This window comes from Bacillus sp. B4EP4a, assembly GCF_006680105.1.
Lineage (GTDB): Bacteria > Bacillota > Bacilli > Bacillales > DSM-1321 > Peribacillus > Peribacillus simplex_E.
Genome location: NZ_VHIK01000039.1, coordinates 84486 through 96144 on the forward strand (window position 1 = coordinate 84486; position 11659 = coordinate 96144).

General features: G+C 43.0%; 11 protein-coding genes. 2 read left to right on the plus strand and 9 right to left on the minus strand.

From position 1 onward, the window contains the following. Nucleotides 1–18: 18 nt before the first annotated feature. The 9 genes from FNK51_RS19560 to zapA form a co-directional block, all read right to left on the minus strand. A complete protein-coding gene (locus tag FNK51_RS19560) occupies nt 19–792 on the minus strand; it encodes an electron transfer flavoprotein subunit beta/FixA family protein (protein ID WP_098370028.1) in 774 nt (257 codons plus the stop codon). Nucleotides 793–914: 122 nt separating this feature from the next. After that, the gene (locus FNK51_RS19565) at nt 915–1688 is read right to left on the minus strand and encodes an enoyl-CoA hydratase (RefSeq protein ID WP_141994378.1); all 774 of its coding nucleotides are present in this window, start codon (nt 1686–1688) and stop codon (nt 915–917) included. 124 nt (nt 1689–1812) lie between these two features. Further along, nucleotides 1813–2400, minus strand: coding sequence for a fatty acid metabolism transcriptional regulator FadR (locus FNK51_RS19570; RefSeq protein ID WP_141994379.1), 588 nt, complete (start codon nt 2398–2400; stop codon nt 1813–1815). A 199-nt stretch (nt 2401–2599) separates the two neighbouring features. Further along, nucleotides 2600–4297 (minus strand): long-chain-fatty-acid--CoA ligase, encoded by a 1698-nt coding sequence (locus FNK51_RS19575; RefSeq protein WP_141994380.1) that lies wholly within the window; start codon nt 4295–4297, stop codon nt 2600–2602. A 290-nt stretch (nt 4298–4587) separates the two neighbouring features. Beyond that, nucleotides 4588–4995, minus strand: coding sequence for a DUF350 domain-containing protein (locus tag FNK51_RS19580; protein WP_098370024.1), 408 nt, complete (start codon nt 4993–4995; stop codon nt 4588–4590). Between the two features lie 65 nt (nt 4996–5060). Beyond that, nucleotides 5061–7415, minus strand: coding sequence for an endonuclease MutS2 (locus tag FNK51_RS19585; protein WP_141994381.1), 2355 nt, complete (start codon nt 7413–7415; stop codon nt 5061–5063). 35 nt (nt 7416–7450) lie between these two features. Continuing rightward, nucleotides 7451–9169 (minus strand): DNA polymerase/3'-5' exonuclease PolX, encoded by a 1719-nt coding sequence (gene polX / locus FNK51_RS19590; protein ID WP_141994382.1) that lies wholly within the window; start codon nt 9167–9169, stop codon nt 7451–7453. A 210-nt stretch (nt 9170–9379) separates the two neighbouring features. After that, nucleotides 9380–9925 carry a CvpA family protein gene (locus FNK51_RS19595; protein ID WP_098370021.1) on the minus strand — a complete coding sequence of 182 codons (546 nt, stop codon included), beginning with the start codon at nt 9923–9925 and terminating at the stop codon, nt 9380–9382. A gap of 4 nt (nt 9926–9929) precedes the next feature. Next, on the minus strand, nt 9930–10190 hold the full coding sequence (gene zapA, locus FNK51_RS19600; RefSeq protein WP_048678967.1) for a cell division protein ZapA: 261 nt from the start codon (nt 10188–10190) through the stop codon (nt 9930–9932). A gap of 172 nt (nt 10191–10362) precedes the next feature. Between zapA and rnhC the strand changes: the two genes are divergently transcribed. After that, complete coding sequence (gene rnhC, locus FNK51_RS19605; RefSeq protein WP_141994383.1) at nt 10363–11322, plus strand: ribonuclease HIII; 960 nt, start codon at nt 10363–10365, stop codon at nt 11320–11322. Nucleotides 11323–11362: 40 nt separating this feature from the next. Continuing rightward, nucleotides 11363–11656, plus strand: a complete 294-nt coding sequence (locus FNK51_RS19610) for a hypothetical protein (RefSeq protein ID WP_141994384.1) — start codon at nt 11363–11365, stop codon at nt 11654–11656. Nucleotides 11657–11659: the final 3 nt, after the last annotated feature.

Here is an 11659-nt window from a genome sequence, read left to right on the forward strand (position 1 = left end):
GAAAAGTAGCGTTTAAGATTAAATCACTTTTGCTTCACTTCGTAATAATTGAACAAGTTCACTAACTTGATCACTGATTTCTCCGTCCAATACTTTTCCAGCTTCTTTTTTAGCAGGAAGGTAAATTTCAATCGTTTTTGTTTTTGCCTCAACATCTTCTTCTTCCAAATCCAGGTCATCCAATTCCAATTGTTCAAGCGGTTTTTTCTTCGCTTTCATGATTCCTGGCAATGATGGATAACGCGGCTCATTTAGCCCTTGTTGAGCTGTCACCAACAATGGAAGGGATGCTTCGATCGTTTCAGAGTCCCCTTCAACATCACGGATAACGCTTACATTTCCATTTGCGATGTCAAGTTTAGTAATGGTTGTAATATAAGGAATTTCTAAAATTTCGGCAACGCGTGGTCCCACTTGACCAGAACCGCCATCGATTGCAACGTTTCCTGCAATGATTAAATCGGCATTTTTACCTTTTAAGTATTCACCTATAATTTTGGCAGTCGTGAATTGGTCGCCATTTTCTATGTCGTCTTCTATATTTATCAATACGGCTTTGTCAGCACCCATTGCCAGCGCTGTACGTAATTGCTTTTCAGACTCTTCTGTTCCGACAGAAATAACCGTTACTTCGCCGCCTTGTGCATCACGTACCTGGATTGCTTCTTCAACAGCATACTCATCGTAAGGATTAATGATGAATTCTGCTCCATCCTCATTAATTTTCCCGTTGGATAGTGTAATTTTTTCTTCTGTATCAAATGTTCTTTTCAGCAGTACATAAATGTTCACGATAATACCTCCCGAATAATTTGAGTTTTGAAGATTATGAATTTTATTGATATATAGTATTCTTCTACAGATTTCATCAAAATCCTGCATGATATATAAAAATAGTTATTTATACCAAATCATCATTTCCCTTTGAATACAGCTTCCCTTTTTTCAATGAAAGCGCTGATTCCTTCTTGTGCATCAGCGGTATCAAAAGCTTGGCTAAAGAGGGCGGCTTCCCTTTCCACACCTTTATGATAGGAATCATGCTTAGAATAATTTAATAACTCAATGGCCGACTTTAAAGCCATTGGGCTTTTCTTGGCAATTTTATTGGCTAGTTCCTTAGCTTTTGGAATCAGTTCTTCATCCGTGAAGGCATGATTCGCCAATCCGCATTGTACAGCTTGGGTACCTGAAATCGGTTCACTTGTAAACAGCATTTCAGCTGCCTTTGCCATGCCTACATAACGAGGAAGACGTTGGGTCCCGGCAAATCCAGGGATTAAGCCCAACTGCAGCTCAGGCAAACCAAGTTTAGCCCTTTCGGTGACCAATCGGATGTGACAGGCCATGGCCAGCTCCAATCCTCCGCCAAGCGCTGCTCCATGGATGGCTGCAATGACCGGTTTTGGAAAAGATTCGATTTTCTCAAATGCAGATTGACCATTCTTGGTCAGCTTCTCGAAAGCTTTCCCGTTCTCCACTTCCGTAAACTCTTTAATGTCTGCTCCTGCAGAGAAGAATCTTCCTTCACCATGAATAAGGACAACCCGTACGGCTTCGTCTTTCCCAATTTGATCGAAGGCCTGTGAAAGCTCCCCGATGATAGCCGAAGAAAGCGCATTTGCAGGTGCATGATCAATCGTTATAAAAGCCACATGATTTTCGACAGAAAGCTTAAGATATTCCATATCAATCCCTCCAGGCATGCTAGTCGAACTTTTTTGAAAATTCAATATGTATCACTTCCCGATAAAGGGGAAGCAGGATTAATCGATTCTTTCGAGGATGGCTAGCCATCCTCTATTTAAATCGTTAACTTTTCAGGCCACAGCCGCCAATTAGGAGGCGGTGAACGTCTGGTGCAAGGTCAGGAAGAGAGTACTTTTGCTCATTCATGACCCAAGTCGTCACTGTTTCGTCAATCGTTCCAAAGATCATCTGCCTGGCAAGTAAATTATTTAAATCAGGCAGGAATTCGCCGTTCTCTTTTCCTTCAATAATGATCTGATCGATTAAATTTAAATAGCCTCTTAACACATCATTAATTCTAAGGCGCAATTCTTTATTCGACTGTCTTAATTCCAACTGAGTGACAATTGCTAAATTCACGTCTTCTGAAAGGTTTTTAAAATGTTTTTGGATGAGCACATGCAGTTTATCCGAAGCAGTGGTCTTCCCTTTTATTTCTTCTTCGATCTGTTCCACAAAAGAGCCCATCTTTTCATGGAATAATGATATTAAGATATCTTCTTTATTTTTAAAATATAGATATATGGTGCCATCCGCTACGCCTGCCTGCTTGGCGATTTTGGATACTTGGGCTTGATAGTAACCGTTTTGGGCAATGACGATAACGGCCGCTTCAATAATTTGATTATACTTTGGTCTGTTGCTTTTCACTGGATGTCCCCTTTCAGAAAATGAATGAATCATCATTCATATTTCTATCATAAAATGACGACCCTTTACTGTCAAGCAAAAACTTCTAGGGGTCCTGACATTCACTTCAGTTCATTGTACAGCCCCCATCCATAGGTTGTCCAGCCGTTCTGTAAAACACGGAGCTTTCTTCCGCTGCTCCGTTAAAAGGGGTGCTTGTTTAAGCTTCTTTTCTTTCCTCGGATATTTTTTTCTTTTCTTCCTCGATAAGGACTCTTCTCAGGATCTTTCCTATCGTCGTTTTAGGAAGTTCATCCCTGAATTCATAGCTGCGCGGCACCTTATAGGAAGCCAGGTTCTTTCTGGCAAATTCATTCAATTCCTCTTCAGTGGCCCTGGCATTTTTTTTCAGTACGACATAGGCCTTAACGGTCTCACCGCGATAGGGGTCAGGGATACCTGCCACAACCACTTCCTGTATGGCCTCATGCTCGTATAGCACTTCCTCCACCTCTCGTGGATATATATTGAAACCGCCCGCAATGATTGTATCCTTTTTCCTCTCGACCACAAAAAAGAACCCCTGCTCATCCATATAACCCAGATCTCCTGTAAGCAGCCACCCATTTTTAAAGGTGTTTTCCGTTTCATCCGGACGGTTCCAATATCCTTGCATTACCTGTGGTCCTTTAATGGCAATTTCGCCTATTTCATTCGGAGGAAGCTCTTCAAAGGTTTCCAGGGACAGAATCGCTGAGTCAGTATCTGGCCACGGCAGCCCAATGCTTCCTTTTACACGCGGCTGATCCCAAATGAAATTAGCATGGGTCACCGGTGAGGTTTCAGAAAGTCCATAGCCTTCTACAAGCTTCCCGCCGGTAATTTTCTCAAACTGCTCTTGAACCTCTATGGGCAATGATGCAGAACCGCTTATACAGGCATTGATGGAAGAAAGGTCATATTTAGCGATATCCGGATGGTTCAAGAGGCCGATATACATCGTTGGCGCTCCTGGAAACATGGTCGGTTTCTGTTTTTGGATGGTTTTAAGCGTCGCTTCGACATCGAACTTTGGCATGATGATCATGGTGTTCCCTTCCATAACGGAAAGAACCAAGACTGTAGTCATACCGTACACATGGAAGAAAGGCAGGATCGCAAGGATCCTTTCCTCACCGCGCTTATTTTTATAAAGCCAGGCATTGCACATTTTCGTATTTGCCAGCAAGTTCTTATGGGTAAGCATGACCCCTTTGGGAAAGCCTGTTGTCCCACCAGTATATTGCAAAAGGGCAAGGTCATTATCCACATCGATCGGCACAGTGACTTCTTCAGTCATCTTTCGTTTCATGATTTCGGAAAATAAATGATGATTCCCTTCATGCTCCACATTGATGACAATGCCGTATTGCTTTTTTTGAATAAAAGGATAGATAAGATTTTTTGGAAAAGGTAAATATTCCTTGATAGCGGTTACAATTATATGTTCTATATCCGTTCTTGATGCCACTGCTGCAACACGGGGAAATAAAATATCCATCGCCAAAATTATTTTAGCTCCGGAATCTTTCATTTGATATTCTAATTCACGTTCAGTATAGGTTGGATTCGTTTGAACCACGACTCCGCCGGCCATCAATATCCCAAAAAAGCCTATGACACCCTGTGGGCAGTTAGGAAGCATGACGGCAACACGTTCACCTTTTTGAAGACCGATACTTTTTAAATAGGCAGCAAACTTTAAAGCAGATTCATGCAATTCCCGGAAAGTTAATTCTTTTCCCTGGAAATGAATCGATACTTTATCGGGGAATTCTTCGGCTGATTCCTTTAAAAAAGAATAAAGAGGTTTATCTTCGTAAGACAAAACAGCGGGTATCTGTTCTGGATAAATAGCTTGCCATGGCTTATTGCTCATTTGCCCCCTCCTTCTGAATATTCTCAATACTCTTTTCATTATAATACAATCGGGATTTTCTTACAATTGCCGAATTTCAGAGTATAAAGACCCTATGATGAGAATTGACCATTTTATTATACATGCCACCCCCCACTCTTTTTAATGGAACTCAAATAAAAGAAGCGGCACAATGGCCGCTTCAGTTGAAGAATGTCATATAAATGATTCCAAACAGAAAAAAGATTCCGCAACAAACAATTAAGACTTTTGCAAGTTTCTCCACAGCTTACTCCCTCTCATGAAGGGCATTAAGAAATCCCTGCGCCGATGACAAAAGATAATGCGATTGATATGATCATCGATAGGAATCCAACTGCCCGATTATCTTTTTGTATCTCTTCATCTATTTTAAATCCAGGAGTCATAAATTCAAAAATGAAATAACCGATTAAAAGCAGGACAAATCCGTATACGCCCCAGCCAATCATGGTAATAAGCGAATTCTGATGGAGAATGGACTGTTGGAATACATAGGCGATCCCAAATATTTTACCACCTGTTGCCAACGCAACAGAAAGGTTTCCTTGTTTGATTTCCTCCCAGTTCTTGTACTTTGTGACAAGTTCAAAAATGGCTAAAAAAACAATCATGCACAGAATAACGACACTGTAACGAGCAGCTATATATACATATTCATTTTCCCACATGTTCACCATGGTCCAACTCCCGAATGGTAACTAGCCACCCGGCTTGGCTGAATGGCCGGAGTGACCGCTTTCCTTTATTTAAATTCCACCACCGTAACACCTGTTCCGCCTTCACCGGCTTCGCCGAAGCGAATCCTTTTGACAGAGCGGTGATTTTTCAAGTATTCCTGGACCCCGGACCGAAGAGCACCCGTTCCTTTACCATGAATGATGGAAACACTCGAATAACCGGCCAAAAGAGCATCATCAATGTACTTTTCCACTCTTGATATTGCATTTTCAAAGCGTTCTCCACGGAGGTCAAGTTCGACGCTAACGTGATAATCGCGACCTTTGATCGTGGTGAGTGGCTTTGTTTCTTTTACTTTTGTGGCCTTGATGAATTCCAGGTCAGACTCCTTCACCTTCATTTTCATGATGCCGATTTGAACCTGCCATTCATTATTTGAGACCTTCTCGATCAAGTGACCTTTTTGACCGAAGCTTACGACCTTTACTTCATCTCCAGGTTTCAAGCTTTTATCCAGCGGCCTTGCAGCTTTATTTGATGTTTTTTTCACTTTTGGCGCTGCTTCTTCAAGCCGCTTTTTGGCATCGATCAGTTCATGCTCTTTAACATCGGCATGCTTTTCAAGTCGCAGTTTACGTAAGTCGGCAATAATCGCTTCCGCTTCCTTTTGTGCATTTTCAACGATTGCCGCTGCCTCTTTTGCTGCCTTTTCAACCATCGCATCCCGTTCTTCATGGTATTCACCAATTTGCCTTTGAAGGTCTTTATGAAGTATTTCAGCCTGTTCCAGGTGATTCTTGGCTTCCTGTTCTTCTTCTTCGGCCTTTTTGCGGCTGTCTTCAAGGGACGCTATCATATTCTCAACTTTATTCGTATCCTCACCAATATGGCTGCGGGCGCTGCTTATCACGCTTTCTTCCAAACCAAGACGTTTGGAAATTTCAAACGCATTACTCCTACCTGGTACACCGATCAAAAGTTTATAGGTGGGACTCAAGGTTTCCACATTAAATTCGACGCTTGCATTAATGACGCCTTCCCGATCATATCCATACGCCTTTAATTCCGGATAATGTGTCGTTGCAATCACACGTGCTCCGCGCTTATACACTTCATCCAAAATGGAAATGGCCAAAGCGGCACCTTCCTGTGGGTCAGTTCCCGCTCCAAGCTCATCGAATAAAACAAGGCTGTCATAATCGACATGCTTAAGGATATCGACAATATTGACCATATGCGAAGAGAATGTACTTAAGCTTTGTTCAATCGACTGTTCATCGCCAATATCGGCATAAACAGAGGAAAACACAGCCGTTTCGGAACCATCCAGCGCAGGGATTTGCAGACCGGACTGGGCCATTAACGTACAGAGGCCAATCGTTTTCAGGGTAACCGTCTTACCACCTGTATTCGGACCGGTGATGACGATTGTCGTAAATTCATCACCAAGAAAAATATCATTGGCCACGACAACATCACTCGGAATGAGCGGGTGTTTCGCTTTGAATAATTTCACGCGTCCCTCATTATTCAGAATCGGCTTGGACCCTTTTATCGCTTTTGCATACTTTGCCTTGGCGACAAGGAAATCGATTTGTGCAAGCACTTTGACATTATGAAGCAATTCAGGTGTGTACGCACCGACTTTTTCCGATAGTTCGACCAATATCCGTTCTATCTCCTGCGTTTCCTTCACTCGGGTTTCCTGCAGGGCATTATTCAGCTGAACGATTGCTTGCGGTTCAATGAACAGCGTCTGCCCTGATGAGGATTGATCATGGATGATCCCGCCATACACACTCCGGTATTCCTGTTTTACCGGGATGACGAATCGGTCATTCCGGATGGTGATGATGGCATCGGATAACATTGTTGATGCATTTGAAGAACGGATCATGCTTTCTAGTTTTTCCCTGACACGGCTTTCGTTCGTCCGAATTTGGTTTCTTAGGGTACGAAGCTTGTCGCTGGCAGAATCCATCACTTCACCATGTTCGCTTATTGCATACGTAATTTCCTGCTGCAAATCTATCAATGGATGAAGGGAATCGATATATTCGGCCAAAAGCGGAACATCAATTTCCTGCTCTGCAAGTTCTTCAAAGAAACGGCTGAGGATCCTGCCGGCACGAATCGTACTCGCAAGTTCCATCAATTCCATCGGTGAGAGCATTCCGCCAATCTGTGCCCTTTTTGCATGCGGACGGATATCAAAAATCCCGCCCAATGGCATGTTACCTTTCAACCGGACGATTTTGGCTGACTCATCTGTTTCTTCCTGCCATCTCGACACCTCTTCAAAATCCGTGGAAGGCATCAATTGCTTTGCCTTTTCTTTTCCTATGGATGAGGATGCGTGTGAAATTAATTGATCTTTTATTTTATGAAATTCCAATGTCTTTAAAGCTTTATTATGCATGGAGTTAAAGCTCCTCCTTATTTATGGGCAAATAGTTAATCATTTCTCTTTAAAAACGCCAATAATCCATCCGTATCCCTTGCATTAAGAACCGTTGATTCTTTAATCCAGCCTTTTTTAGCTGATGAGACCCCAACAGGCATATGTTCAAGCATGTCGATGCTGTGGGCATCCGTATTGATCACGATCGGAACGCCTGCTTCCTGTGCCTTGCGCAGATGGGGAGGTGCCAAATCCAATCGGTTCGGGTTCGCATTCAATTCCAAGGCAGTATTCGTTTCACGGGCCAGTTCGATCAGCATCTCTATATCAACATCATATCCGGCTCGTCTGCCGATGATCCTTCCCGTTGGATGGGCAATGATATCTACATGAGGATTATTCAGAGCCGTTTTTAAGCGCTCCATGATCGTTTCCCTAGGCTGTGAAAAGCTTGAGTGAATCGATGCGATCACCAAATCCATCTCTGCAAGCAGCTCATCGTCATAATCAAGGGTCCCATCAGGAAGTATATCCATCTCAATCCCTGAAAGAACGGTAAAGTCAGCGTATTTTTCATTTAGTTCATGGATGATACGTTTTTGTTCACGTAAACGTTCCGCGGTCAAGCCGTTCGCCACTTTCAGATATTGCGAATGATCGGTGATGGCCATATACCGATACCCTTTTGCACGACATGCTTCAATCATTTCTTCAATCGTATGGGCCCCATCACTCCATGTGGTATGCATATGCAGGTCACCTTTGATGGCCTCTAAAGATATGAGAGGTTCATTAGCATCATAATGCTCCACTTCCGTTCCGTCTTCACGCAGTTCTGGCGGAATGAAGGGAAGACCAAAATGATTATAAAATTGTTCTTCCGTTTCAAACGTCAATACATCACCGGTTTCAGCCACTTCCACCCCATATTCGCTGATTTTCTCGCCGCGATCTTTAGCAAGCTGGCGCATCCGCACATTATGATCCTTCGAACCTGTAAAATGATGGAGTGTCGTGATGAATTCCTGATCCTTCACGATTCGGAAATCGACAGAAATATCATATTCATAATCAAGCACGACCGATACTTTTGTATCACCGGCCGCAATCACCTGCTTTATCCCCGTTAATGCAAGCAGTTGATCCTTAACTTCTTCGGGATGATCTGTCGAGATGATGAAATCGAGGTCCTTGATGGTTTCCCTCATACGCCGGATGCTGCCGGCCCTGGAAGAACGGATGATGTATTCCATGTTAACAAGGGCCGTTTCAATATCATCCGCAATCGGCCTCATGAAGGCAAGGGGCAGCCGATCGGGCCTTGAACCCGCCTCGGCAATTGCAGACAGGATCTTCTCTTCCGTTTTTTTGCCGAAACCGGCAAGCGCCGCGACCCTGCCTTCTTCACAGGCGATTTTAAGATCATTCACATCATTGACATGCAGCTCTTTATGAAGCTTGGCAATTTTCTTCCCGCCCAGACCTTGAAGCTGCAGAAGCGGAATCAATCCTTTTGGCACCTGCTCCTGCAGCTCTTCAAGTACGGTCGATTTCCCCTCATTTATATACTCTTCGATGACGGAGGCCGTTCCTTTCCCGATTCCATTTAAAGCGGTAAAGTCAGCGATGGCCGAAAGGCTCCGTTCATCCGTTTCCAAGGCGCCAGCTGCCTTTCGGAAAGCTGAAACCTTGAACGGGTTCTCTCCTTTTAGTTCCATATATATTGCAATTTTTTCTAATAGTTTAATGATATCTTTTTTATTAATTGTCATTTAATTCACCGCCGAAAAAATTAGTAGGGTGTCCATTGTTCACTTTCTTAAAGATACCTTTCTTGGAGGTAAAGTACAAGCAGTCAGATTCTTAACTTTCGAATCAAATAGGGGGAAGTTACATGCTGCTACATAAAAAGGGGCCTCCCCCGTTCAAAGTATAGGAATCCAGGACTTTGAGAAAGGGAGGCAGGCCCTCTTATACTGACATTAAGATTGTTTTACATCATTAAACCAAAGTTCCTTCACTTGCTCGGAAAGGAACGGCGTATGTTTCACGATCGATTCTGCCAAAAATGAGCCAGTTAATGGTTTCTGGATGGAATCCATTGGCAGCATGGCAGCTATATATAATATAATAAACATGATAAGATAGACTTCGAGAAACCCCAATATCCCTCCACCCCAGCGATTCAGCTGCTTTAATATCGGTAGGTGGGTAATGAAATTGAGCATGGATCCTATCATTTGCCAAAGGATCTTGGCAGCAAAGAAAATGATTGCAAAGGCAATTGCATTGTAATACGCCGTATCAAGCCCGACTGTATCGAAAAACATATTAAGGGTCGAGGAATCACCCATCGTTGGGAACGGAATCCACAATTTCAAATTGGGAGCAAGATCTCCGTAAAATACATAAGCGACGATGAAGGCTACAATGAACCCTGTCATATGAACCATTTGTAAAATGAAGCCACGCTTTAAACCGATTAATAAACCGATTAAAAGAATGGCCAGAATTGCTAAATCAAGCATGTACTCAGTCCTTCTCTCTCTTTAATTCCAGTTGAAGCTGGTCTAGTTCATCTTTTAATTTAATATATTCGTGGATGGTATTCACGGCCGTTAGTACCGCTAGCTTGCTTGTATCCAAGTATGGATTTTTCATCCTGATCTCTCTCATTTTTTCGTCAACCATCGAAGCGACCAGGCGCATATGACTTGCGCTTTCTGTGCCGACGATTGTATATGGTTGTCCGTATATATCAACTGTTGTTTTATTTCGTTTATCGTCTGACAAAATGATGCCCCCAATCTAAACAATCCTAATTCTATCATATCATGAAGTTTTTCGTCATGAAAGAGAGTACATCGTCATTTCTTGCATAAAAATTTCAATAATTTGTCAAACGAAAGCGGATTTAGGAAGAAGATCACCTAATAAACAAAATGAAGTTAGGAGCTAACCCATTATGTCCCATGTTGTTTTACTTATCAGTCCTGAACAAATAAAGGCTATGAAGTCCCATTATTCTTCATCCTTGGCCGCCAAGCTGCCGCCTGGGAGCATCTTTTCCGCAAAACCGCCGCTATGTACGGTGACGGCCTATAAATCCGGGAAGGTCCTTTTTCAAGGTAAGAATGCCGAACTAGAAGCGGTAAAATGGCAAAAAGGTACCACCGCTGCGGCTCAAAAGAAAAAAACGGCATCCTCTGCATCAGTCAAGGCCCATCGATATTCGCCGCCTGCAAATATCGGAACCATGTCAGTGATCGGTTCCGATGAGGTCGGAACAGGAGACTATTTCGGCCCGATCACCGTCGTAGCCGTATATGCAAAAAAGGAACAACTCTCACTCTTGAAGGAGCTTGGAGTCCAGGATTCCAAAAATCTGAAAGATCCACAGATCATCGAAATTGCCAAACAGATTAAGGATGTAGTGCCCTTCAGCCTGCTCACTTGCGACAACCCGAAATATAATGCGCTGCAGGCAAAGGGAATGTCACAAGGAAAAATGAAGGCACTCCTCCATAACCAAGCAATCAAGAATCTCATGCAAAAAATCCAGCCGGAACAAGCGGAAGCGGTCCTTATTGATCAATTCGCTCAACCAGAGGTATTTTTCAATTACCTCAAAGACCAAGAACTATTCCAGGCCAATGCCACCTATCTATGCACAAAAGCGGAAGGCATTCATCTTGGAGTAGCAGCCGCATCCATCATTGCCCGATATGCATTCGTCAAACGCTTTGACTTGCTGAGTGAAAAAGCCGGATTCAAAATTCCTAAAGGTGCCGGATTTGCAGTCGATGAAGCGGCCGCAAGATTGATTCATGAAAAAGGAATCGATTCATTACACGAATTCACGAAAACCCACTTCGCCAACACAGAAAAAGCGAAGCGACTATATCAACAGAAATATCATAAATAGAAGAAAGCGGCTGACCTTCCGGAACAGCCGCCTTTTTCTCGTGAGTTTACGCTTTTTACTCGTGAGTTTGCGCCATTTACTCGTGTGTTTGCACCGTTTACTCGTGAGTTTGCACCATTTACTCGTGAGTTTGCACCATTTACTCGTGAGTTTACGCCGTTTACTCGTGAGTTTACGCCGTTTACTCGTGAATTTACGATTTACTCGTGAGTTTGCACCATTTACTCGTGAGTTTACGCCGTTTACTCGTGAGTTTACGCCGTTTACTCGTGAATTTACGCCGTTTACTCGTGAATTCACGCTATTTACTTGTAAATTTACGATTTACTCGTGAGTT

What these genes read in the sequence shown, in the direction of transcription:
- FNK51_RS19595 (WP_098370021.1), bottom strand. Translation starts at nt 9,925, where the DNA reads ATGCTTGATTTAGCAATTCTGGCCATTCTTTTAATCGGTTTATTAATC.
- FNK51_RS19585 (WP_141994381.1), bottom strand. Translation starts at nt 7,415, where the DNA reads ATGCATAATAAAGCTTTAAAGACATTGGAATTTCATAAAATAAAAGAT.
- FNK51_RS19575 (WP_141994380.1), bottom strand. Translation starts at nt 4,297, where the DNA reads ATGAGCAATAAGCCATGGCAAGCTATTTATCCAGAACAGATACCCGCT.
- rnhC (WP_141994383.1), top strand. Translation starts at nt 10,363, where the DNA reads ATGTCCCATGTTGTTTTACTTATCAGTCCTGAACAAATAAAGGCTATG.
- FNK51_RS19580 (WP_098370024.1), bottom strand. Translation starts at nt 4,995, where the DNA reads ATGGTGAACATGTGGGAAAATGAATATGTATATATAGCTGCTCGTTAC.
- polX (WP_141994382.1), bottom strand. Translation starts at nt 9,169, where the DNA reads ATGACAATTAATAAAAAAGATATCATTAAACTATTAGAAAAAATTGCA.
- FNK51_RS19565 (WP_141994378.1), bottom strand. Translation starts at nt 1,688, where the DNA reads ATGGAATATCTTAAGCTTTCTGTCGAAAATCATGTGGCTTTTATAACG.